18 protein-coding genes are annotated in these 21,685 nt (G+C 55.2%); 8 read left to right on the plus strand and 10 right to left on the minus strand.

Annotation, left to right across the window (positions count from 1 at the left end):
• The first annotated feature begins 25 nt into the window (after positions 1-25).
• Together secA and mutT are read left to right on the plus strand one after the other, a co-directional pair.
• The gene (gene secA / locus L384_RS11735; RefSeq protein WP_003856335.1) at positions 26-2,731 is read left to right on the plus strand and encodes a preprotein translocase subunit SecA; all 2,706 of its coding nucleotides are present in this window, start codon (positions 26-28) and stop codon (positions 2,729-2,731) included.
• Positions 2,732-2,788: 57 nt separating this feature from the next.
• Positions 2,789-3,181 (plus strand): 8-oxo-dGTP diphosphatase MutT, encoded by a 393-nt coding sequence (mutT, locus tag L384_RS11730; protein WP_032610174.1) that lies wholly within the window; start codon positions 2,789-2,791, stop codon positions 3,179-3,181.
• A 34-nt stretch (positions 3,182-3,215) separates the two neighbouring features.
• Here mutT and yacG read toward each other — a convergent pair whose 3' ends face one another.
• From yacG to coaE, 3 genes are read right to left on the minus strand one after another with little or no spacing between them, the layout of a single operon-like run.
• Positions 3,216-3,410 carry a DNA gyrase inhibitor YacG gene (yacG, locus tag L384_RS11725; RefSeq protein ID WP_003856332.1) on the minus strand — a complete coding sequence of 65 codons (195 nt, stop codon included), beginning with the start codon at positions 3,408-3,410 and terminating at the stop codon, positions 3,216-3,218.
• Positions 3,411-3,419: 9 nt separating this feature from the next.
• Positions 3,420-4,163 carry a cell division protein ZapD gene (zapD, locus tag L384_RS11720; RefSeq protein WP_003856329.1) on the minus strand — a complete coding sequence of 248 codons (744 nt, stop codon included), beginning with the start codon at positions 4,161-4,163 and terminating at the stop codon, positions 3,420-3,422.
• Complete coding sequence (coaE, locus tag L384_RS11715; protein WP_003856328.1) at positions 4,163-4,783, minus strand: dephospho-CoA kinase; 621 nt, start codon at positions 4,781-4,783, stop codon at positions 4,163-4,165. Before coaE ends, zapD begins: the two co-directional genes overlap by 1 nt.
• Positions 4,784-5,011: 228 nt before the next feature.
• Here coaE and L384_RS11710 point away from each other — a divergent pair, with 228 nt between their 5' ends.
• Entirely contained in the window at positions 5,012-6,055 is a 1,044-nt protein-coding gene (locus tag L384_RS11710) for a GMP reductase (protein ID WP_017383777.1), read from the plus strand.
• 33 nt (positions 6,056-6,088) lie between these two features.
• Here the strand turns inward: L384_RS11710 and hofC are convergent, their stop codons facing one another.
• The 4 genes from hofC to nadC all read right to left on the minus strand — a co-directional run bounded on the left by hofC (position 6,089) and on the right by nadC (position 10,159).
• Positions 6,089-7,273, minus strand: coding sequence for a protein transport protein HofC (hofC, locus tag L384_RS11705; RefSeq protein ID WP_023324153.1), 1,185 nt, complete (start codon positions 7,271-7,273; stop codon positions 6,089-6,091).
• Positions 7,263-8,642, minus strand: a complete 1,380-nt coding sequence (gene gspE, locus L384_RS11700; RefSeq protein WP_023324154.1) for a type II secretion system protein GspE — start codon at positions 8,640-8,642, stop codon at positions 7,263-7,265. Before gspE ends, hofC begins: the two co-directional genes overlap by 11 nt.
• 12 nt (positions 8,643-8,654) lie before the next feature.
• Positions 8,655-9,092: a prepilin peptidase-dependent pilin gene (ppdD, locus tag L384_RS11695; RefSeq protein ID WP_003856324.1), complete on the minus strand. Its 438-nt coding sequence runs from the start codon at positions 9,090-9,092 to the stop codon at positions 8,655-8,657.
• 173 nt (positions 9,093-9,265) lie between these two features.
• Positions 9,266-10,159, minus strand: coding sequence for a carboxylating nicotinate-nucleotide diphosphorylase (gene nadC, locus L384_RS11690; RefSeq protein ID WP_023324155.1), 894 nt, complete (start codon positions 10,157-10,159; stop codon positions 9,266-9,268).
• 87 nt (positions 10,160-10,246) lie between these two features.
• Between nadC and ampD the strand changes: the two genes are divergently transcribed.
• Positions 10,247-10,810 (plus strand): 1,6-anhydro-N-acetylmuramyl-L-alanine amidase AmpD, encoded by a 564-nt coding sequence (gene ampD, locus L384_RS11685; RefSeq protein WP_003856321.1) that lies wholly within the window; start codon positions 10,247-10,249, stop codon positions 10,808-10,810.
• A complete protein-coding gene (ampE, locus tag L384_RS11680; RefSeq protein WP_023324156.1) occupies positions 10,807-11,661 on the plus strand; it encodes a beta-lactamase regulator AmpE in 855 nt (284 codons plus the stop codon). Before ampD ends, ampE begins: the two co-directional genes overlap by 4 nt.
• Before the next feature lie 18 nt (positions 11,662-11,679).
• Here ampE and L384_RS11675 read toward each other — a convergent pair whose 3' ends face one another.
• The 3 genes from L384_RS11675 to aroP all read right to left on the minus strand — a co-directional run bounded on the left by L384_RS11675 (position 11,680) and on the right by aroP (position 15,573).
• Positions 11,680-12,630, minus strand: a complete 951-nt coding sequence (locus L384_RS11675; protein WP_003856319.1) for a glycoside hydrolase family 43 protein — start codon at positions 12,628-12,630, stop codon at positions 11,680-11,682.
• Positions 12,631-12,640: 10 nt separating this feature from the next.
• Complete coding sequence (locus tag L384_RS11670; RefSeq protein WP_003856318.1) at positions 12,641-14,038, minus strand: glycoside-pentoside-hexuronide (GPH):cation symporter; 1,398 nt, start codon at positions 14,036-14,038, stop codon at positions 12,641-12,643.
• Positions 14,039-14,202: 164 nt separating this feature from the next.
• The gene (gene aroP / locus L384_RS11665; RefSeq protein ID WP_003856317.1) at positions 14,203-15,573 is read right to left on the minus strand and encodes an aromatic amino acid transporter AroP; all 1,371 of its coding nucleotides are present in this window, start codon (positions 15,571-15,573) and stop codon (positions 14,203-14,205) included.
• Between the two features lie 537 nt (positions 15,574-16,110).
• Here aroP and pdhR point away from each other — a divergent pair.
• The 3 genes from pdhR to aceF all read left to right on the plus strand — a co-directional run bounded on the left by pdhR (position 16,111) and on the right by aceF (position 21,575).
• Positions 16,111-16,875 carry a pyruvate dehydrogenase complex transcriptional repressor PdhR gene (gene pdhR, locus L384_RS11660; protein ID WP_006173806.1) on the plus strand — a complete coding sequence of 255 codons (765 nt, stop codon included), beginning with the start codon at positions 16,111-16,113 and terminating at the stop codon, positions 16,873-16,875.
• A gap of 123 nt (positions 16,876-16,998) precedes the next feature.
• Complete coding sequence (gene aceE, locus L384_RS11655; protein WP_003856315.1) at positions 16,999-19,662, plus strand: pyruvate dehydrogenase (acetyl-transferring), homodimeric type; 2,664 nt, start codon at positions 16,999-17,001, stop codon at positions 19,660-19,662.
• 14 nt (positions 19,663-19,676) lie between these two features.
• Positions 19,677-21,575: a pyruvate dehydrogenase complex dihydrolipoyllysine-residue acetyltransferase gene (gene aceF / locus L384_RS11650; protein ID WP_023315404.1), complete on the plus strand. Its 1,899-nt coding sequence runs from the start codon at positions 19,677-19,679 to the stop codon at positions 21,573-21,575.
• Positions 21,576-21,685: the final 110 nt, after the last annotated feature.

Raw genomic sequence — 21,685 nt, forward strand, 5'->3', positions numbered from 1 at the left:
CGACTGGGGCGTTTGAGAATTTATTATGCTAATCAAATTGTTAACCAAAGTTTTTGGTAGTCGTAACGATCGTACCCTGCGCCGCATGCGCAAAGCGGTAAACGTCATCAACGGTATGGAACCGGCGATGGAGAAGCTCTCTGATGATGAACTGAAAGCAAAAACCGCGGAGTTCCGTGCGCGTCTGGAGAAAGGCGAAACCTTAGAAAGCCTGATCCCGGAAGCCTTTGCCGTAGTACGTGAGGCCAGTAAACGCGTGTTCGGCATGCGTCACTTCGACGTGCAGCTGCTGGGCGGGATGGTGCTCAACGAGCGCTGCATCGCGGAAATGCGTACCGGTGAAGGTAAAACCCTGACTGCAACGCTGCCGGCTTACCTGAATGCGCTGACGGGTAAGGGTGTTCACGTTGTTACCGTCAACGACTATCTGGCGCAGCGCGACGCCGAAAACAACCGTCCACTGTTCGAATTCCTCGGCATGACCGTGGGCATTAACATGTCCGGCCTGCCGGCACCTGCCAAGCGTGAAGCCTACAATGCGGACATCACCTACGGCACCAACAACGAATACGGCTTCGACTACCTGCGTGACAACATGGCGTTCAGCCCGGAAGAGCGCGTCCAGCGTAAACTGCACTATGCGCTGGTGGATGAGGTTGACTCCATTCTGATCGATGAAGCGCGTACCCCGCTGATCATCTCCGGCCCTGCCGAAGACAGCTCCGAGATGTACCGTAAAGTCGACAAAATCATTCCTCACCTGCTGCGTCAGGAGAAAGAAGACTCCGATACCTTCCAGGGTGAAGGTCACTTCTCCGTGGATGAAAAAGCGCGTCAGGTCAACCTGACCGAACGCGGCCTGGTGAAAATCGAAGAGCTGCTGGTTGCTGAAGGCATTATGGAAGAGGGCGAGTCTCTGTACTCCCCGAGCAACATCATGCTGATGCACCACGTAACGGCTGCACTGCGCGCGCACGCGCTGTTCACCCGCGACGTTGACTACATCGTTAAAGACGGGGAAGTCATCATCGTCGATGAACACACCGGCCGTACCATGCAGGGACGTCGCTGGTCCGATGGCCTGCACCAGGCCGTGGAAGCCAAAGAAGGCGTGGATATTCAGAACGAAAACCAGACGCTGGCATCCATCACCTTCCAGAACTACTTCCGTCTGTACGAGAAGCTGGCGGGGATGACCGGTACCGCAGATACCGAAGCGTTTGAGTTTAGCTCCATCTATAAGCTGGATACCGTGGTAGTACCTACCAACCGTCCGATGATCCGTAAGGATATGCCGGACCTGGTATACATGACTGAAGCGGAAAAAATTCAGGCGATCATCGAAGATATTCGCGAACGTACCGCGAAGGGTCAGCCGGTACTGGTGGGGACCATCTCCATCGAGAAGTCCGAAGTGGTGTCTAACGAGCTGACTAAAGCAGGCATCAAACACAACGTTCTGAACGCCAAGTTCCACGCTAAAGAAGCAGATATCGTTGCGCAGGCGGGTTACCCGGCAGCCGTAACCATCGCCACCAACATGGCGGGTCGTGGTACCGATATTATGCTCGGCGGTAGCTGGCAGGCCGAAGTGGCGGAGCTGGAAAACCCAACCCCAGAGCAAATCGCGCAGATCAAAGCCGACTGGCAAGTGCGTCACGACGCGGTGCTGGCATCCGGTGGTCTGCACATCATTGGTACCGAGCGTCACGAATCTCGTCGTATCGATAACCAGCTGCGCGGTCGTGCGGGTCGTCAGGGTGATGCCGGTTCTTCCCGCTTCTATCTGTCTATGGAAGATGCGCTGATGCGTATTTTCGCCTCTGACCGTGTGTCCGGCATGATGCGTAAACTGGGCATGAAACCTGGCGAAGCGATCGAGCACCCGTGGGTTACCAAAGCGATTGCCAACGCCCAGCGTAAAGTGGAAAGCCGCAACTTCGATATTCGTAAGCAGCTGCTGGAATATGATGACGTTGCCAACGACCAGCGTCGTGCGATCTACACCCAGCGTAACGAACTGCTGGACGTGTCCGACGTGAGCGAAACCATCAACAGCATTCGCGAAGATGTGTTCAAAGCCACTATCGACGCTCATATTCCACCGCAGTCTCTGGAAGAAATGTGGGATATCGAAGGCTTGCAGGAACGTCTGAAAAACGACTTCGATCTCGAACTGCCAATCAAAGAGTGGCTGGACAAAGAGCCTGAGCTGCACGAAGAGACCCTGCGCGAGCGTATCTACGAAACCGCGCTGGACGTCTACAAGCGTAAGGAAGAAGTGGTTGGCGCAGAGATGATGCGTCACTTCGAGAAAGGCGTAATGTTGCAGACCCTGGACTCCCTGTGGAAAGAGCACCTGGCGGCAATGGACTACCTGCGTCAGGGTATCCACCTGCGAGGTTATGCGCAGAAAGATCCGAAGCAGGAGTACAAGCGTGAATCCTTCTCCATGTTTGCCGCCATGCTGGAGTCGCTGAAGTATGAAGTCATCAGCACTCTGAGCAAAGTTCAGGTGCGTATGCCGGAAGAAGTGGAAGCGATGGAGCAGCAGCGTCGTGAAGAAGCTGAGCGTCTGGCACAGATGCAGCAGTTGAGCCATCAGACCGATGAGAGCGAAGCCGCAGCAGCAATCGCAGCGCAGACGGGCGATCGTAAAGTTGGTCGTAACGATCCGTGCCCATGCGGTTCCGGCAAAAAATACAAGGCGTGCCACGGCCGTCTGAGCTAAGAACATAACAAACTGAAAAGGCGCAGATATCTGCGCCTTTTTTATGGAAGTGACATGATGAAAACACTGCAAATTGCTGTCGGGATCATTCGCAACCCGCAAAACCAGATCTTCATTACCCAACGTGCCGCCGATGCGCACATGGCCAACAAATGGGAATTCCCCGGCGGGAAAATCGAATCAGGTGAAACGCCGGAGCAGGCGCTGGTGCGTGAGCTTCAGGAAGAGGTGGGGATCACCCCGCATGGCGCAACGCTGTTCGATAAGCTGGAGTACCAGTTTCCGGATCGTCACATCACGCTGTGGTTCTGGCTGGTGGAAAGCTGGGAAGGTGAACCGTGGGGTAAAGAGGGGCAGCCGGGTAACTGGATTGAGCTTCAGGCCAGCGATGCGGAAAAATTCCCGCCCGCCAATGAGCCTGTGATACTCCGGCTGGTTGCACAACCGTAGGCCTGCTAAGCGAAGCGCCAGCAGGCTTTGAACGTTACTGCTGGTTTTCGCTCCAGTCATCGCTATCCGAGAGATCGCCTTCGCTCGGAATGCGTTTCTCTTCCGCCGCCCATTCGCCCAGGTCTATAAGCTGACAGCGCTTGCAGCAGAATGGGCGAAATGGACTCACTTCTCCCCAGACGACAGTTTTCCCACAGGTTGGGCAGTTTACGGTGGTTACGTCAGACATCGGCACTCCTTAACAACAGGCCAGTTCAAAATCGAGGCGTTCCGGCACGGTGCCATGTTCACTGTCCAGCGGCATAAAGCGGATCGCGAAACGGCTTTTATGTCCGGAAATTTGCGGGTAAAGCTGCTCGCTAAGAGACAGATTCAGGCGCAGAAGATCGGCGTCGTCGCCGTTATCCTGATAGAAACCGTTGAGACTGGTTTGTTTGCGGAACGGGGCAGAGTTACGCACAAGATCGAGGATCAAGGATAACGTCTGATTCATCGGCTCCAGGCTGCCCAGCCAGCTGTTCACCTGGCGATCGCGCTGTTCCTGCGGCATGTGCAACCACATATGCAGCGTTGGCAGGTCAAAGCTACAGCAACCGCCCGGTATGCTCAGGCGCTGGCGCACCAGCGCAATCAGACGATCCTCTCGTAAAAACTGGCCAACGCGCGGCGCGGCCATCAGCGTCGTGCTGCTGTTTTTCAGCTGCTGGCGTAAAGCGTCAATACGACTTTGATCCACGCCCGGTACTTCGGCCCAGGCCTGTAATTTACGCTGCTGGCGCTCCAGCTCTTTCAACAGCTCAGTGCGGACGTCACCGCGTTCAATCACATCCAGCAGATCGCCCACGTTGCGGAAAAAATGCAGCGCGGTGGCGTGATCGTTGACAGGCAGATGTTGTGAAAGCTGTTGAATAAGAAATTCTATGCGTAGCCAGGTACGCATTTTTTCGTTAAGCGGGTGCTCAAAAAGGATATGAGTCGACATTATGGTTTTTCCTGTGCAACGGCCTGCGCGGCGAAGGTCAGATACTGCGCGTGCAGACGAGCAACATCCGATGCAATGGCATCTGGTGCGCCGTTATTATCAATAACATCATCCGCAACGGCGAGGCGCGCTTCGCGCGTGGCCTGTGCGGCAAGAATTTGTTCAGCATGTTCGCGTGAAACATGGTCACGCGCCATGGTTCTCTGGATTTGCGTTTCGCGGGAAACGTCAATCACCAGCGTTCTGTCTGCTTTATTCTGAAGCTGATTTTCCACCAGTAACGGGACGACCCACAACACATAGGGCGAACGGGCTGCGGCAATTTGACGCTGAGTTTCCTGGTGGATAATGGGGTGGAGCAGGGCATTAAGCCAGGCTTTTTCCGCTGGATCGGAAAATATGCACTCACGCAGCTGCCGACGATTCAGGGTGCCGTCAGCCTGTATCACACGGCGACCAAAATGCGCTTCGATGGCGTTTAAGGCGGGTGTATTGGGTTCTACCACATGACGGGCAATGATATCGGCGTCGATAATCGTGATGCCGAGACGAGCAAACGCGTGCGCAACGGTGCTTTTACCACTACCGATGCCGCCGGTTAATGCGACGATATACCCCATTAAATCAGATCCTGGGAATTATTCAGTTTTAAAATCAGTTGCTTAAAATTCAAACTTACAACAGCCAATGTTTAGCTCTCTTTACCCGCTTTTTACCAGGTAAATTTATAGGATTGTAGCGTAAAAAAAGAGAATTTCGCAGTCTTGCGGAGCAGGTATTAGTGCGTATGATAGCGTCACTGGAGTTGTGCTTTTAATATATTTGCCTCTAACCCCAGGAATCCGCACATGCGTATCGAAGAAGATCTGAAGTTAGGTTTCAAAGACGTTCTTATCCGCCCTAAACGCTCTACACTGAAAAGTCGCTCAGACGTTGAACTCGAACGTCAATTCACCTTTAAGCATTCCGGTCAGACGTGGTCTGGCGTGCCGATTATCGCGGCCAACATGGACACCGTCGGGACCTTCGAGATGGCGACCGCACTGGCGCAATTCGACATCCTTACTGCGGTACACAAACACTACAGCGCTGAAGAGTGGGATGCGTTTGTCGCCTCCGCCTCGGCTGACGTGGTGAAGCATGTGATGGTCTCGACCGGTACGTCTGATGCAGATTTCGAGAAAACCAAACAGATCCTGAACGCCAATCCGGCGCTGAATTTTGTCTGCATTGACGTGGCAAATGGTTATTCCGAACATTTCGTCCAGTTCGTCAGCAAGGCGCGTGAAGCCTGGCCAACCAAAACCATCATCGCGGGCAATGTGGTGACCGGTGAAATGTGTGAAGAGCTGATCCTCTCCGGAGCCGACATTGTGAAAGTAGGCATTGGCCCGGGCTCCGTTTGCACCACGCGCGTGAAAACCGGTGTGGGTTATCCGCAGCTGTCTGCGGTAATTGAATGCGCTGACGCTGCGCACGGTCTGGGCGGCCAGATCATCAGCGACGGTGGCTGCACCATGCCAGGCGATGTCGCGAAAGCCTTCGGCGGCGGCGCGGATTTCGTGATGCTCGGCGGCATGCTGGCAGGCCACGAAGAGAGCGGCGGTACCGTGGTGGAAGAGAACGGCGAGAAATTCATGCTGTTCTACGGAATGAGCTCTGAATCCGCGATGACCCGTCACGTGGGTGGTGTCGCGAAATACCGTGCGGCGGAAGGCAAAACCGTTAAGCTACCACTGCGTGGTCCGGTCGAAAACACGGCGCGCGATATCCTCGGCGGACTGCGTTCTGCCTGCACCTACGTTGGGGCTTCCCGCCTGAAAGAGCTGACTAAACGCACGACGTTTATCCGCGTTCAGGAGCAGGAAAACCGCGTTTTCAATAGCCTCTGACGGCTACGGCTGGCGCGCGTCCGTGCGCCAGCGTTACCCCGCGCTCATTGCATCCCCCAGATGGAAAATCGGCAGATACATTGCCACCACCAGCGTGCCAATAATCAGACCTGTCACGACCAGTAGCAAAGGCTCAAGAAGCGCCGCCAGATTGTCTGCCTGCTGAAATGTCTGTTCCGTATGATGGCGGGCCAGATTCATCAGCATGACATCCAGTGAACCCGACACTTCTCCGGTGCGAATGAGCTGAATACACAGTGGCGTAAAAACAGAGGCCTTCTGGAAGGAGCACCACACGGGCATCCCCTGTTCGATATCGCTGCGTATCTCACGGAGTTTCTCCTGCCAGTAGCCACACTCAACGGTCTCCTCCACACTCTCCAGTCCTTGTAAAAAGGCAATTCCGGCCTGCTGGGTTAATGACAGCACGGTAAAAATTTGCCCCAGTTTTTGCCCACGCATCAGCGTGCCCATCACCGGTACATGTAACAGGACGTACTGCCAGCGCGGATGCCGCCGCAGCTTACAGGCGATGACAACCATTGCCACGAGCAGGGCCAAAAGGGTGAGGATATGCGCCTGAACCAAGGCCGCCAGCCCCATGACTGCCTGCGTGAGCAAAGGGAGCGGGGTGTTGAACGTTTTGTAGATTGCAGCAAACTCAGGCAAAACCAGCGTGACCATCGCCAGCACCACGAAAACGGCCAGCGTCAGGATGATCAGCGGATAGCGCAGCGCTTTCTTCACCTTTGCACTGAGCTGCTGCTGGGATTTTTGTTGCTGCGCAAGCTGACGGCAGCAGGCTTCGAGCTTACCCGTCAGTTCACCCGTCTTCACCATCGAGACATAAAGGGGGCTAAACACCTCTGGCCATTTCTTCATGGCCTCTGACAGAGCGAAACCTTCGCTCAGGTCATCAGCAAGACTGTGCAGCAGCGCCTGCCAGTGCTGCAAAGGATGCTGTTCCGCCAGCATGTGCAGGCTTTGGGACAGCGTGAGTCCGGCCTGTAGCAGCGTGGCGAGCTGGCGAAAAATATCGTAGCAGTGCTGCACTTGCCATCGGTGGTGCTGCTGGCAGCGTTTTAGCGCCAGCGGGTGCAGCTGTTTAAGCACCAGAGCCGTGTAAGCTGCGTTACGGTCGATGGCCCAGAGGGTGCCGGTTTGCACCTCCCCCTCGGTGGTCAGGGCACGCCAGCGCCAGAGCGAATTAGCAGCCATCTGGCATTCCCAGGACGCGCAACAACTCTTCGAGCGTAGTCAGCCCTTGCTCTACGGCCATGCAGCCATGCTCAAACAAAGAGGTCATTCCCGCCTGACGAGCGCTGGACCCAATCACCTCCGTGCTTGCTCCGCTGGCGATGGCCTGCCGCAGCGTGTCGTCGATGACGAGCACTTCAAAAATGGCTACGCGACCATAAAAACCGTGGTAGCAGCGATCGCAGCCGGTGGGTTGCCAGCGAGGAAGCGGCCGGGGCCACAGCGTGCGGGGTAATTCGGTGTGGCGGCTGGCTTCCTGTCGGCAGTACGGGCATAAACGGCGCACCAGCCGCTGGGCAATCACCATCGAGAGCGCTGAAGAGATCATCCAGCGCGCGACACCCATCTGTTGCAGCCGTACCAGCGTTTCAGTCGTCGAATTAGTATGGAGGGTGGACAGCACCAGATGCCCGGTTTGTGCCGCCTTAATGGCAATTTCTGCCGTTTCGCCGTCACGAATTTCACCTACCATAATGATGTCAGGATCCTGCCTGAGCAGGGCGCGCAGCACGCTCTGGAAGGTCAGCCCCGCACGCGGATTAATCTGCGTCTGGTTTAAGCCTGCAAGCGGGATTTCAACGGGATCTTCCACGCTGCAAATATTAACGTCAGGGGTATTTCGCGCCTGTAACGCGCTGTACAGCGTCACCGTTTTCCCGCTACCGGTCGGGCCGGTGACCAGAATCAACCCCTGAGGGCTGTTAAGCGCCCCGGCAAAACGGGCCTGCTGGTCTGCGCTCATCCCCAGCTGTTCAAGCTCCAGAGCCTGATGTACCTGGTGAAGCAGACGAAGCACGATTTTTTCTCCACCGCTACAGGGAAGGGTTGCGATACGAAAAGAGACGGGGACGCTTGCCAGCTCCACCGTAAACTGACCGTCCTGCGGCAGGCGGCGCTCCGCAATATCCAGTTGACCCAGCACCTTCAGGCGTGCGGCAAGCGTCGTCCCGAGGGCGGCAGAGATCGGCGGTTGCGGGTAGAGAACACCGTCGATTCGCAAACGGATCTGGTAACCGTGCTCCGTCGGTTCAATATGGATGTCAGAAGCCCGCTGGTTTACTGCCTGCTGCAAGGTTGTACTGAGCACGTCAGCGGCTGAGTTTGGCGCGATGCCCGGCAGGTGTGATGATGAGAGGGACTGAAGCCTTTTTTCCATCCGTTCAGCCGTCCAGCACTCAATATCAATACGTTTCTGCGTGGCGAAGCGTAACGCTTCCATCAGCTCAGAGGCAGGATTACCCACCACCGCAATGCTGATCATCTCGGTGTCGCTTGCGAGTAGCAGTGCGTGATGGCGCTGACAGAGCGTCATAAGCTGCTCGGTATTCATTGTCCACTCCTGTCAGTTGTTGTCGAAGCGGAAAACATCTTCACAGGCTTGTCTGAGCGCCGTGTCGGACGCAATTTTGCAGTCACGCGTCCAGCCCGTCATACCGTTACCGTCGCTCCAGATCGGTGTCACGAGCACTTCAAGTCCGTTAAGGCTTTCCTGCCCTGTTAACGATACGATCCCCTTCGCCACGCTCATCGCTGAAACGTAACGTGTGGTTGTCGGGGAGGGGATGCCATTGGTGCCTGCGTCGCAGCGATCCACACCACCACGATCCAGGGCGCAAAGCTCAATGGCGGTGCGGTAGGGGATGAACGTTTGCAGCATATCGGTGAGCGCCGCTTTTCGCAGGTAGTTCTGATAGGCCGGGACGCCAATCGCGCTCAGGATGGCAATAATGCCAATGACCACCATTAGCTCAATCAGGGTAAATCCTTGTTGTCTGTTCATGTCTGCTCCTTATGTTAAGTGGCGCTACTGTGGCAGTGACTGCGCGCAGAAACGAGGGGCAAAAGCGTGAACGTGAAGGGGCTTTCAGGGAAATGATTCAGTGTTGCAGAGAAGGACAGCGTAATTGCGAGCGGTTTCGTATTTCCCCTCTCCGGGCGGAGAGGGGGGATAATTTATTTGAAGCGCATCGAGAGGTCGAGGGCGCGGACGTGCTTGGTCAGGGCGCCTACGGAGATGTAATCGACGCCGGTTTCAGCAAATTCGCGGATGGTGTCGAACGTCACGTTGCCGGACACCTCAAGCTGCGCCTGGCCGTTTGTGCGTTTGACCGCTTCACGCATCTGCTCCGTGTCGAAGTTATCGAGCATGATGATGTCAGCCCCCGCTTTAATGGCCTCGTCCAGCTCCTCCAGCGTTTCCACTTCCACTTCGACGGGCACATCCGGATGCAGCCAGAAGGCTTTTTCCACGGCCTGACGCACCGAGCCAGAGGCAATAATGTGGTTCTCTTTGATCAGGAAGGCATCGGATAGCCCCAGACGATGGTTGGCGCCGCCACCGCAGAGTACCGCGTATTTCAGCGCGGTGCGCAGGCCCGGCAGGGTTTTACGGGTATCCAGCAGCTGCGTGCGGGTGCCTGCCAGCAGGTCAACGTAGCGGCGTACTTCACTGGCAACGCCAGAGAGCGTTTGCACAAAATTGAGCGCGGTGCGTTCACCAGTCAGCAAGACGCGGGACGGGCCGTCCAGTTCGAACAGTGGCTGATTTGGCGTGACGCTATCGCCGTCCTCCACGTGCCATGTTACCTGCACCTCGTCGCCCGCCAGCTGGGTAAAGACCTCCTCAACCCAGCGTTTGCCGCAGAAAACCCCTGCTTCACGGGTGATAACCACCGCATGCGAGCGTGTCTCTTTTGGCAACAATTGGGCGGTAATATCGTTATCGGCGCTGACGTCACCGCCGAGGTCTTCTCTCAGGGCATGGGCAACGCTTGCCGGGATATCACTATTAATACGTTCCAGAAGCGCGTCACGTCGGTGGTCGGGGTTATAGCGGCGAGGCGGCATGATAAAACTCCAAATTGGTAACGAATCATAATATTGAAACATGCTACTCTGAACCGAGTAACAGCACCATAGATAAGGAGTTCCAGCATGTTGTTAGAAAACGGATGGCTGGTGGACGCGCGGCATGTACCGTCGCCGCACCACGACTGCCGCCCGGAGGATGAAAAGCCCACACTGCTGGTGGTTCACAATATTAGTCTCCCGCCGGGTGAGTTTGGCGGTCCGTGGATCGATGCGTTATTCACTGGAACGATAGATCCCGATGCCCACCCCTTCTTTGCTGAGATTGCGCATCTGCGCGTATCGGCGCACTGTCTGATCCGTCGTGATGGCGAAGTGGTTCAGTATGTTCCTTTTGATAAGCGTGCCTGGCATGCCGGCGTGTCGAAGTATCAGGGGCGCGAGCGGTGCAATGATTTCTCCATTGGAATTGAACTGGAAGGAACGGACACCACGCCTTACACCGATGCGCAATATGAGAAACTGGTTGCTGTAACGCAAACGTTAATCGGGCGCTATCCCGCCATTGCAGACAATATTACAGGGCACAGCGACATCGCCCCCGAAAGAAAAACCGACCCCGGCCCGGCTTTTGACTGGTCCCGGTTTCACGCCATGCTTACCACGTCGTCAGATAAGGAGATAACATGACGTTGTTTACCATGCTGCTGGTTATGATCGCTGAACGCCTGTTTAAGCTCGGCGAGCACTGGCATCTGGATCATCGGCTGGAGGTGTTATTCCGCCGCATCAGACATTTTTCCATGCTGCGCACGCTGCTGATGACGGCAGGCGTGATGGTGATTACGTTCCTGTTGCTACGCTCGCTTTACGGCCTCTTTTTCAACGTGCCGCTGCTGGTGATGTGGATCCTGCTCGGCGTGTTGTGTATTGGCGCGGGCAAGGTGCGTTTGCACTATCACGCGTATCTGAAAGCCGCTTCCCGGGATGATGCCCACGCGCGCGGCGCGATGGCGAGCGAGTTGACGATGATCCACGGCGTACCGCCGGACTGCGATGAACGCGAGTTTCTGCGGGAGCTGCAAAACGCGCTGCTGTGGATTAACTTCCGTTACTACCTGGCGCCGCTGTTCTGGTTCGTGGTGGGCGGACCCTGGGGGCCGGTACTGCTGATGGGTTACGCGTTCCTGCGCGCCTGGCAGACCTGGCTTGCCCGCTATCTTACGCCGCATGAACGTCTACAGTCCGGCATTGATGCCATCCTGCACGTGCTCGACTGGCTTCCGGTGCGTCTGGTAGGCGTGGTCTATGCCCTCATCGGTCACGGTGAAAAGGCGCTGCCCGCGTGGTTTGTCTCCCTTGCAGACCGCCATACCTCGCAGTATCAGGTTTTAACCCGACTGGCACAGTTCTCGCTGGCGCGTGAGCCGCACACGGACAAAGTCGCAACGCCAAAGGCTGCCGTCTCGATGGCGAAGAAAACGTCGTTTGTGGTGGTGGTGATTGTGGCGCTGCTGACGATTTACGGCACGCTGGTTTAAGCCAGCGCGCCGAAGCCGTTACGGTGTATCTGCGGGCGGGATGCCGAATTCAGGCATCCCGTTTTCGTTCCAGCGGATGAGTTTCAGGCGAGTATGGCGATTGGGATCGTAAAGCGGATCGCCTTCAATTTCAGTGTAGTTTCGCGCGTGGTAGACCAGCACATCTTCGCCCTCCGGCGTCTGCGTAAAGCTGTTATGGCCTGGCCCATACTGACGGTTTTCGTAGCTGGTGACGAACACCGGGCGCGGGGATTTATGCCAGTTAGCCGGGTTTTGCGGATCGGCATTCAGGTCTGCCCACAGTAATCCCATGCAGTAGTTCTCGTCGGTGGCGCTGGCGGAATAGCTGATAAACAGCTTATCGCCATGGAACAGCACCGCCGGGCCTTCATTGACCCAGAACCCGCGGCACTCCCAGTCATATTCCGGTTTACTGAGCATCACCGGCTCGCCTTTCAGCGTCCACGGATTTTCCATTTCACACAGGTAAAGATTCGAGTTACCGGAAATATCCGGGGCTTTTTGCGCCCACAGATACCAGCGTTTACCCTGATGAACAAAGGTGGTGGCATCCAGCGCGAAGGTGTCAAACGGGGTTTTGATTTGCCCTTTTTCTACCCACGTACCGGTGAGCGGATCGCGATCTGCGCATTCAATGGCAAACATGCGATGCTGGAACATCCCGAGCTGATCGAGCGCCTGGGTATGCGTGGCGGCAAAATAGATGTACCACCTGCCGTCGATATGATGCAGTTCCGGTGCCCAGATCAGCTGGCTCATCGGGCCGGTGTCGGGCTTGCGCCAGACAACCACCTCTTCGGCATTGCGTAAACCTTCCAGCGAGTCCGCGCGGCGGATCGCCAGCCGATCGTACTCCGGTACGGAGGCGATAAAGTAATATTGCCCATCGTGACGCAGGATATACGGGTCGGCGCGTTGTTCAATAAACGGGTTTGGCCAGGTTTGCATTCGGCTTTCCTTATTTAGTCTCAGCGGCTTTGAGTTCCTGATAATCGTTCAGCTCGCGATAGTTGGTGCGACGCTTTTCCAGATCGGACTGGATCTGCTTCATGGTCTCACGGTCCACTTTCAGCAGACGTACTACGCCCGCGGTAATTAAGTATCCAATGCCAGGAATGACGGTAAAGAGCAGCACGATCCCGTTGATGGCATCCGCGCTCTGCGCTTTTGCGCCCGCATCGTAGCCGTACCAGGAGAGCAGGAAACCGACCATTGCCCCGGCAATCGCCAGACCCAGTTTCAGGAAGAAGATGTTGCCGGAGAAGCTGATCCCGGTGATACGTTTCCCGGTTTTCCATTCACCGTAGTCGTCCACGTCGGCCATCAGGGACCAGTGCAGCGGGGATGGGATCTGGTGCAGGATGTTCAGCAGGACGTAAAGCACAACAATGGTTGTCGTCGCTTTCGGGTCGAAGAAGTAGAAGGCGCAGGAGAAAATCGCCAGCGCGATGTTGGTCCAGAAGAAGACCTTCAGCTTGCACCAGCGGTCGGTCAGCACTTTCGCCAGCATACTGCCGAACATCATGCCGACAACGCCCAGGCTGATAAACAGCGTGGCGAAATGGGTGCTTTGCCCCATGACCCAGGTGACGTAATACATGGTGGCCGCCATGCGGATAAAGCCAGGGCAGACGTTGCACAGGGTTAACAGCAGGATCCGCACCCACTGGTCGTTCTTCCACACGTCTTTCAGGTCGTTTTTCAGTTCGTCATGGGTTTGCACCGCCGGACGCACACGCTCGCGCACCGTGGCGAAGCAGAACAGGAACATGCAGGTACCAATCAGCGCCAGCACGGTCATCGCCATCTGGTAGCCTTTGGCTTTGTTATCCCCACCGAACCAGTCGGCCATTGGCAGGAGCGTTAGCGACAGCAGCAGCGTGGCGATACCAACCATAACAAAACGGTAGGACTGGCAGGCAACGCGCTCTTTCGGGTCGTTGGTGATCACGCCGCCGAGCGAGCAGTACGGAATATTGATGGCGGTATAGGTCAGCGACAGCAGGAAGTAGGTGACAAAGGCATAGATAACTTTGCTGTTATAGCTCCACTCTGGCGTGGTGAACATCAGAATGCTGAACAGCGCATAGGGGAAGGCAATCCACAGCAGCCATGGACGAAACCGGCCATATTTGCTGCGGGTACGGTCAGCAATCGCGCCCATGATCGGGTCCGTTACGGCATCAATGACGCGCACGGACAGGAGTAAAACGCCAACCAGTGCAGGAGCCAGACCAAAAATATCCGTATAAAAATAGTTAACAAATAACATGATGGCGCCAAAGATAATGTTGCATCCGGCGTCACCCATGCCATAGCCGATCTTTTCTTTTACTGACAGTTTGTTGTTATTCATCGACAGCTCTCCGGGTTTCGGTATGGAGAGAATTATTCGCTGGCAAACGAATATATGCGTTGCAATATAAAGGCGGTGATATGGAGGATTTTGCTGTTGGCGCGAATTTGTGAGGAAGGTAACAAGACGCTGTACCCGCAACCGCGAGTACAGCGAGAAAACATTTAGTGCGCTTTCACCGTTTTGGCATTTTTCTGTTTCACCATATAACCCACGCCGAGGATCGCAATCCAGACCGGGATCAGGTAGACGGAAATCGCCATGCCTGGGGTGATGAGCATGATGACCAGTACAGCTGCCATGAACAGCAGGCAAACCCAGTTCCCCAGCGGATAGAGCAGGGCAGGGAAGCGCGTGGTTACGCCCTGCTGCTGCTTGGCGCGGCGGAACTTGATGTGCGCGAGGCTAATCATTGCCCAGTTAATCACCAGGGCGGAAACCACCAGCGCCATCAGCAGACCGAAGGCTGATTCCGGGGCCAGGTAGTTAATCAGCACGCACAGCGCCGTCACGACCGCCGACACGATGATGGTATTAACCGGTACGCCACGCTTATCAACGGTGAGCAGCGCTTTCGGTGCGTTGCCCTGTTGCGCCAGGCCGAACAGCATACGGCTGTTGCAGTAAACGCAGCTGTTATAAACGGAGAGCGCAGCGGTCAGCACCACGACGTTGAGCGCGTTCGCCACGAAGGTATCGCCCAGCTCGTGGAAGATGAGCACAAACGGGCTGGTATCCGCCGTGACGCGCGTCCATGGCAGCAGCGAGAGCAGCACCGCCAGGGAGCCCACATAGAAGATCAGGATGCGGTAGATAACCTGATTTGTGGCTTTCGGGATGCTCTGTTCCGGGTTGTCGGCTTCCGCGGCGGTGATGCCCACCAGCTCCAGACCGCCGAAGGAGAACATAATTATCGCCATCATCATCACCAGGCCGGTCATGCCGTGAGGCAAGAACCCGCCTTGCTCCCAAAGGTTGCGCACGGTGGCCTGCGGGCCGCCGTTGCCGCTGAACAGCAGCCAGCCGCCGAAGATGATCATCGCTACAACGGCAATCACTTTGATGATGGCAAACCAGAACTCCATCTCACCGAACACTTTTACGTTGGTGAGGTTAATGGCGTTAATCAGGACGAAGAAGGCCGCCGCAGACGCCCAGGTAGGGATCTCCGGGTACCAGAACTGAATGTATTTCCCGACGGCGGTCAGCTCGGCCATGGCAACCAGAACGTATAGAACCCAGTAGTTCCAGCCCGAGGCGAAACCTGCGAAGCTGCCCCAGTATTTATAGGCGAAGTGGCTGAATGAGCCTGCGACCGGCTCCTCAACAACCATTTCCCCCAACTGACGCATAATCAGAAATGCAATGAAACCCGCTATCGCGTACCCCAAAATAATGCCCGGACCGGCCGACTGGATAACCGATGCACTGCCCAGAAACAGGCCAGTACCAATAGCACCGCCCAGGGCGATGAGCTGTATATGGCGGTTTTTAAGGCCGCGCTTTAGCTGATCGCCATGCTGTTGAGCTTCCATTTGAAACCTCGTGTGTGGTTGTTATGTTCACGCTGTGCGTGTGTAATTATGAAAGTCCATATTCTGTATTTATTTCTTTACGGTTAACGATACCGAAAAAAGCGGAGATGGCTTCCGTTAGCGCCAGAATAGTGGTAAGCGCCAGCGAATGCACCTGCTTTATGAAGGGGCGATGACGACTTGAATAAAAAGAAACCAATTGTAAATCGGTACGTTAACCCCTCATACCCCAACCTATAGAATAGAAATGCGTTAGAAGAGGGCGAATTTTCTTTTTTTGCCTTGTTGAATCGCTTCAGATTGCAAAAACCCTCGTTTCATTATGGTTAAAACTGCCTCTTTGGTAGTAACCATTTCATTTGTGCAAAGTTACATTCCTGAAACGTTAGTTCTGTAAGGTTGTTAAAATGTGCCGGGTTTACTGATTTCAATCAAAACCAATATGGACAGAAGGTGAATACTTTGTTACTTTAGCGATACGAACATGAAATTGGTAAGACCAATTGACTCCGGGCAAAAAGGCGTAAGACAGGGAATATGGCCTACAGCAAAATTCGCCAACCAAAACTTTCCGATGTGATTGAGCAGCAGCTGGAGTTTTTAATTCTCGAAGGGACACTGCGCCCGGGCGAGAAGCTCCCGCCAGAACGCGAGCTGGCAAAACAGTTCGACGTTTCACGTCCCTCTCTGCGTGAGGCGATTCAACGTCTCGAAGCAAAGGGCCTGTTGCTCCGTCGCCAGGGTGGCGGAACCTTTGTGCAAAACAGCCTGTGGCAGAGCTTCAGCGACCCGCTGGTAGAACTTCTCTCTGACCACCCAGAATCCCAGTTTGATCTGCTTGAGACCCGTCACGCGCTGGAAGGTATCGCGGCCTATTACGCCGCCCTTCGCAGCACTGATGAAGACCGCGTACGTATTCGCGAGCTGCATCAGGCCATTGAACGGGCACAGCAGTCCGGCGATTTAGACGCCGAGTCCAGCGCCGTCGTCCAGTATCAAATTGCCGTCACCGAAGCGGCGCACAACGTGGTGCTCCTCCATCTGCTACGCTGCATGGAGCCGATGCTGGCCCAGAACGTTCGTCAGAATTTTGAATTGTTGTATGCCCGTCGGGAGATGCTCCCGCTGGTAAGCAACCATCGCACCCGAGTATTCGAGGCGATAATGGCCGGGGAACCGGAGCAGGCGCGCGAAGCGTCGCACCGCCATCTGGCTTTCATTGAGGAAATCTTGCTGGACCGCAGCCGTGAACAATCGCGTCGCGAACGTTCATTACGCCGCATACAGCAACGAAAGGATTAAGCGCCAGGTACTTTTAGAGCGCGGCAACTAAACGCAGAACCTGTCTTATTGTGTTTTCTGGCGAAAATACAATGGGACAGGTTCCAGACAAATCAACGTATTAGATAGATAAGGAATACCCCCATGTCAGAACGTCTCCAAAATGACGTGGATCCGATCGAAACTCGCGACTGGCTACAGGCGATCGAATCGGTCATCCGTGAAGAAGGTGTTGAGCGCGCTCAGTATCTGATTGATCAGCTGCTTTCTGAAGCACGCAAAGGCGGCGTGAAAGTGGCTTCAGGTGCAGGGGCTAGCAACTACGTAAACACGATTGCCGTCGAAGACGAACCGGAATACCCGGGCAATCTGGATCTGGAACGCCGTATCCGTTCTGCTATCCGCTGGAACGCCATCATGACCGTTCTGCGCGCATCCAAGAAAGACCTGGAACTGGGTGGCCACATGGCGTCCTTCCAGTCTTCTGCGACCATTTACGAAGTGTGCTTCAACCACTTCTTCCGTGCAGCTAACGAGAAAGACGGCGGCGATCTGGTGTACTTCCAGGGCCACATCTCTCCGGGCATCTATGCACGTGCCTTCCTGGAAGGTCGTCTGACTGAAGAGCAGATGAACAACTTCCGTCAGGAAGTTCACGGTAAGGGTCTGTCTTCTTACCCGCACCCTAAACTGATGCCTGAGTTCTGGCAGTTCCCGACCGTATCTATGGGTCTGGGTCCAATCGGTGCGATCTATCAGGCTAAATTCCTGAAGTACCTGGAACACCGTGGTCTGAAAGACACCTCTGAGCAGACCGTTTACGCCTTCCTGGGCGACGGTGAAATGGATGAGCCAGAATCTAAAGGCGCGATCACCATCGCGACCCGTGAGAAACTGGACAACCTGTGCTTCATCATCAACTGTAACCTGCAACGTCTGGATGGTCCGGTAACCGGTAACGGCAAGATCATCAACGAACTGGAAGGCATCTTCGCAGGTGCTGGCTGGAACGTGATCAAAGTGATGTGGGGCGGTCGTTGGGATGAACTGCTGCGTAAAGACACCAGCGGTAAACTGATCCAGCTGATGAACGAAACCGTTGACGGCGACTACCAGACCTTCAAATCCAAAGACGGTGCCTACGTTCGTGAGCACTTCTTCGGCAAATATCCTGAAACCGCAGCCCTGGTTGCAGACTGGACTGACGAGCAGATCTGGGCGCTGAACCGCGGTGGTCACGATCCGAAGAAAGTTTACGCTGCACTGAAAAAAGCGCGTGAAACCAAAGGTAAAGCGACTGTGATCCTGGCCCACACCATCAAAGGTTACGGCATGGGTGATACCGCAGAAGGTAAGAACATTGCTCACCAGGTTAAGAAAATGAACATGGACGGCGTGCGTTATATCCGCGACCGTTTCAACGTTCCAGTGACCGATGAGCAGGTAGAAAAACTGTCTTACATCACCTTCCCGGAAGGGTCTGAAGAACACAAGTACCTGCACGAACGTCGTCAGGCGCTGAAAGGCTACCTGCCTGCTCGTCAGCCTAACTTCACCGAGAAGCTGGAACTGCCAGCGCTGGAAGATTTCTCTCAGCTGCTGGAAGAGCAGAACAAAGAGATCTCTACCACTATCGCTTTCGTTCGTGCCCTGAACGTGATGCTGAAGAACAAGTCGATCAAAGATCGTCTGGTTCCAATCATCGCCGACGAAGCGCGTACTTTCGGTATGGAAGGTCTGTTCCGTCAGATCGGTATCTACAGTCCGAACGGCCAGCAGTACACCCCGCAGGACCGTGAGCAGGTTGCATACTACAAAGAAGACGAGAAAGGCCAGATCCTTCAGGAAGGTATCAACGAACTGGGTGCAGGCGCATCCTGGCTGGCTGCTGCGACCTCTTACAGCACCAACAACCTGCCGATGATCCCGTTCTACATCTACTACTCCATGTTCGGGTTCCAGCGTATCGGTGACCTGTGCTGGCAGGCAGGCGACCAGCAGGCTCGCGGCTTCCTGATCGGGGGTACTTCTGGTCGTACGACCCTGAACGGTGAAGGTCTACAGCACGAAGATGGTCACAGCCACATTCAGTCACTGACTATCCCTAACTGTATCTCTTACGATCCGTCTTACGCGTACGAAGTGGCAGTCATCATGCATGACGGCTTGCAGCGCATGTACGGTGAAGCGCAAGAGAATATTTACTACTACATCACCACCCTGAACGAAAACTACCACATGCCGGCAATGCCAGCAGGCGCCGAGGAAGGTATCCGTAAAGGTATCTACAAACTCGAAACCATCGAAGGTAGCAAAGGTAAAGTTCAGCTGCTGGGCTCCGGTTCTATCCTGCGTCACGTTCGTGAAGCAGCGCAGATCCTGGCGAAAGACTACGGTGTGGGTTCCGATGTGTACTCTGTTACCTCCTTCACTGAACTGGCGCGTGATGGCCAGGATTGTGAGCGCTGGAACATGCTGCACCCAATGGAAACCCCACGCGTTCCGTACATCGCTCAGGTGATGAACGACGCGCCAGCGGTGGCGTCTACTGACTATATGAAACTGTTCGCTGAGCAGGTTCGTACTTACGTTCCAGCTGATGATTATCGCGTACTGGGTACTGACGGCTTCGGTCGTTCTGACAGCCGCGAAAACCTGCGTCACCACTTCGAAGTTGATGCTTCCTACGTGGTTGTAGCAGCACTGGGCGAACTGGCTAAACGTGGCGAAATCGATAAGAAAGTGGTTGCAGACGCAATTACTAAATTCAACATCGATGCAGATAAAGTTAACCCGCGTCTGGCGTAAGAGGTAAAAGAATAATGGCTATCGAAATCAATGTACCGGACATCGGGGCTGATGAAGTTGAAATCACCGAAATCCTGGTCAAAGTGGGCGACAAAGTTGAAGCTGAACAGTCGCTGATCACCGTAGAAGGCGACAAAGCTTCTATGGAAGTCCCGTCTCCTCAGGCTGGCATCGTTAAAGAGATCAAAGTCTCTGTTGGCGATAAAACCGAGACTGGCAAACTGATCATGATTTTCGATTCCGCCGACGGTGCAGCAGCAGCTGCACCTGCGCAGGAAGAGAAGAAAGAAGCCGCTCCTGCTGCTGCTCCAGCAGCGGCCGCGGCAGCGAAAGAAGTGAACGTGCCTGACATCGGCGGTGACGAAGTTGAAGTCACTGAAATCCTGGTGAAAGTGGGCGATACCGTTGCGGCTGAGCAGTCACTGATCACCGTAGAAGGCGATAAAGCCTCTATGGAAGTACCAGCGCCATTCGCCGGTACCGTTAAAGAGATCAAGATCAACACCGGTGACAAAGTGTCTACGGGTTCCCTGATCATGATTTTCGAAGTGGCGGGCTCTGAAGGCGCTGCGGCTCCAGCGAAAGCGGAAGCTGCTCCGGCTCCGGCTGCTGCACCAGCGGCTGCTGGCGGCGTGAAAGACGTTAACGTACCAGACATCGGCGGTGACGAAGTTGAAGTGACCGAAGTGATGGTGAAAGTGGGCGACAAAGTTGCCGCTGAACAGTCACTGATCACCGTTGAAGGCGACAAAGCTTCCATGGAAGTGCCTGCGCCGTTCGCGGGTACCGTTAAAGAGATCAAAATCAGCACCGGCGACAAAGTCTCTACCGGCTCTCTGATCATGGTCTTCGAAGTGGAAGGCGCTGCACCTGCCGCCGCTCCTGCTGCTGCGGCTGCTCCGGCACCGGCTGCTGCACCGGCTCAGGCTGCTAAACCGGCTGCTGCCCCTGCTGCTAAAGCAGAAAAATCTGAGTTCGCTGAAAACGACGCTTACGTCCACGCAACTCCGCTGATCCGTCGCCTGGCGCGCGAATTCGGCGTGAACCTGGCGAAAGTGAAGGGCACCGGCCGTAAAGGTCGTATCCTGCGCGAAGACGTTCAGGCTTACGTGAAAGACGCGGTGAAACGCGCCGAAGCTGCACCTGCGGCAGCCGCTGGCGGCGGTATCCCGGGCATGCTGCCATGGCCGAAAGTGGACTTCAGCAAGTTCGGCGAAATCGAAGAAGTGGAACTGGGCCGCATCCAGAAAATCTCCGGTGCTAACCTGAGCCGTAACTGGGTGATGATCCCGCACGTTACCCACTTCGATAAGACCGATATCACCGATCTGGAAGCGTTCCGTAAACAGCAGAACGCCGAAGCTGAGAAGCGTAAGCTGGACGTGAAGTTCACCCCAGTGGTCTTCATCATGAAAGCGGTTGCGGCGGCGCTGGAACAGATGCCACGCTTCAACAGCTCCCTGTCCGAAGACGGCCAGAAGCTGACGCTGAAGAAATACATCAACATCGGTGTTGCGGTTGATACGCCAAATGGTCTGGTTGTTCCGGTCTTCAAAGACGTGAACAAGAAGAGCGTCACAGAGCTGTCCCGTGAACTGACCACCATCTCCAAGAAAGCGCGTGATGGTAAGCTGACTGCCGGCGAAATGCAGGGCGGCTGCTTCACCATCTCCAGCATCGGCGGCCTGGGTACCACCCACTTCGCGCCGATTGTGAACGCGCCGGAAGTGGCTATCCTCGGTGTGTCCAAGTCCGCGATGGAGCCGGTGTGGAATGGCAAAGAGTTCGTACCGCGTCTGATGATGCCAATCTCTCTGTCCTTCGACCACCGCGTGATCGACGGGGCTGATGGTGCGCGTTTCATCACCATCATTAACAACATGCTGAGCGACATTCGCCGCCTGGTGATGTAATCGAAAAGCCGGCCAATCGGCCGGCTTTTTTCTGATAATCTCATGGGGTTTTTGAGGTTATTGGTGAAAGCGATAATTCGTGAGCCGTTTGTTGTTTCAAAATTGTTAAC

Origin of the sequence: Enterobacter sp. MGH 38, from assembly GCF_000492855.1 — a bacterium.
Lineage (GTDB): Bacteria > Pseudomonadota > Gammaproteobacteria > Enterobacterales > Enterobacteriaceae > Enterobacter > Enterobacter hormaechei_C.

Excerpts from the sequence above, each read along its gene's own strand:
- mutT (WP_032610174.1), top strand. The coding sequence starts at position 2,789 with ATGAAAACACTGCAAATTGCTGTCGGGATCATTCGCAACCCGCAAAAC.
- pdhR (WP_006173806.1), top strand. The coding sequence starts at position 16,111 with ATGGCCTACAGCAAAATTCGCCAACCAAAACTTTCCGATGTGATTGAG.
- aceE (WP_003856315.1), top strand. The coding sequence starts at position 16,999 with ATGTCAGAACGTCTCCAAAATGACGTGGATCCGATCGAAACTCGCGAC.
- zapD (WP_003856329.1), bottom strand. The coding sequence starts at position 4,163 with ATGTCGACTCATATCCTTTTTGAGCACCCGCTTAACGAAAAAATGCGT.
- nadC (WP_023324155.1), bottom strand. The coding sequence starts at position 10,159 with ATGCCGCCTCGCCGCTATAACCCCGACCACCGACGTGACGCGCTTCTG.
- coaE (WP_003856328.1), bottom strand. The coding sequence starts at position 4,783 with ATGGGGTATATCGTCGCATTAACCGGCGGCATCGGTAGTGGTAAAAGC.
- L384_RS11670 (WP_003856318.1), bottom strand. The coding sequence starts at position 14,038 with ATGAATAACAACAAACTGTCAGTAAAAGAAAAGATCGGCTATGGCATG.
- ppdD (WP_003856324.1), bottom strand. The coding sequence starts at position 9,092 with ATGAACAGACAACAAGGATTTACCCTGATTGAGCTAATGGTGGTCATT.
- L384_RS11710 (WP_017383777.1), top strand. The coding sequence starts at position 5,012 with ATGCGTATCGAAGAAGATCTGAAGTTAGGTTTCAAAGACGTTCTTATC.
- secA (WP_003856335.1), top strand. The coding sequence starts at position 26 with ATGCTAATCAAATTGTTAACCAAAGTTTTTGGTAGTCGTAACGATCGT.
- gspE (WP_023324154.1), bottom strand. The coding sequence starts at position 8,642 with ATGAATACCGAGCAGCTTATGACGCTCTGTCAGCGCCATCACGCACTG.
- aroP (WP_003856317.1), bottom strand. The coding sequence starts at position 15,573 with ATGGAAGCTCAACAGCATGGCGATCAGCTAAAGCGCGGCCTTAAAAAC.
- ampD (WP_003856321.1), top strand. The coding sequence starts at position 10,247 with ATGTTGTTAGAAAACGGATGGCTGGTGGACGCGCGGCATGTACCGTCG.
- hofC (WP_023324153.1), bottom strand. The coding sequence starts at position 7,273 with ATGGCTGCTAATTCGCTCTGGCGCTGGCGTGCCCTGACCACCGAGGGG.
- ampE (WP_023324156.1), top strand. The coding sequence starts at position 10,807 with ATGACGTTGTTTACCATGCTGCTGGTTATGATCGCTGAACGCCTGTTT.
- L384_RS11675 (WP_003856319.1), bottom strand. The coding sequence starts at position 12,630 with ATGCAAACCTGGCCAAACCCGTTTATTGAACAACGCGCCGACCCGTAT.
- yacG (WP_003856332.1), bottom strand. The coding sequence starts at position 3,410 with ATGTCTGACGTAACCACCGTAAACTGCCCAACCTGTGGGAAAACTGTC.
- aceF (WP_023315404.1), top strand. The coding sequence starts at position 19,677 with ATGGCTATCGAAATCAATGTACCGGACATCGGGGCTGATGAAGTTGAA.